This window comes from Bilophila sp. 4_1_30, from assembly GCF_000224655.1.
In the GTDB taxonomy this organism is placed as follows: Bacteria; Desulfobacterota; Desulfovibrionia; order Desulfovibrionales; family Desulfovibrionaceae; genus Bilophila; species Bilophila wadsworthia.
Map to the genome: position 1 here is coordinate 1 of NZ_JH114271.1, position 955 is coordinate 955.

Here is a 955-nt window from a genome sequence, read left to right on the forward strand (position 1 = left end):
CTCTTGCCCACGCAGGGCTGGTTGGCTTCGCTGACCACCGAAGAGACGAAGATCTTTTCCCAGCCCACGGACTGCGAGAAGTTTTCCCAGTCCATGCGCGTGTCGAGGTCATGCTTGATGGCGCCGCGCTCCTCGCGCAGGGCCCGCAGCAGGCCGTCCACGCCCCGGCTGTGGTACCACGGCGGGATGACCACATGCAGGAACGTGCTCCCCGCCGTATAGGGGTACTGGGCCATCGTGACGTCGATCCCGGCGGCGCGGGCCTCGTCGATGCGCCGGATGAGCGCGGCGGAGCGGCCCCAGTTCTTTTTCCCGCGGATCTTGAAGTGGGTGATCATGGCGGGGATGCCGGAGCGTTCGCTGATGGCGATCACCTCTTCCACGGATTCGGCGATGGCGTCGGCCTCGTTGCGCATGTGCACGTCGTAGATGCCGCCGTGCGCCGCCGCGGCCTTGGCTACGGCCACGGTTTCCTCAAGGCTCTGGTAGCGGCTCGGAGGGTAGATCAGCCCGGCGGAGATGCCGCGCGCGCCCTCGTCCATGCACCGGGCGACCAGATCCCGCATGGCCCGGATTTCGTGGCCTTCCGCGGGCCTGTCGGTCATGCCCATGACGCTCAGGCGCACGGTGCCCAGCCCCACGTACGAGGAGACGTTGAGCGGCGGCTTTGCGGCCTGCAGGCAGTCGAGGTATTCCGCGAAGCTGTTCCATGTCCACGGCACGTCGAGCGTCCCGGCGAGGCCGGAAAGGTGTTTCTTCCAGTCGGCCTTGTCGCCGTCCTTGATCGGCGCGAGGGACATGCCGTCCAGCCCGAGGTTTTCGGTGGTCACGCCCTGCATGATCTTGCAGTCCATGATTTCCCCGGCGAGGAGCGGCAATTCCGAATGGCTGTGCCCGTCCACGAAGCCGGGCAGAGCGCCTTGCCGTCCACTATCCTCCACGCGGCGGGCGCGGC

At 67.1% G+C, this 955-nt stretch carries 1 protein-coding gene; it reads right to left on the bottom strand.

What is annotated here, in order from left to right; translation table 11 throughout:
- Positions 1 to 955 (bottom strand): amidohydrolase family protein (locus HMPREF0178_RS20090; RefSeq protein ID WP_009369373.1); only part of this gene is annotated, 955 nt, incomplete at both ends.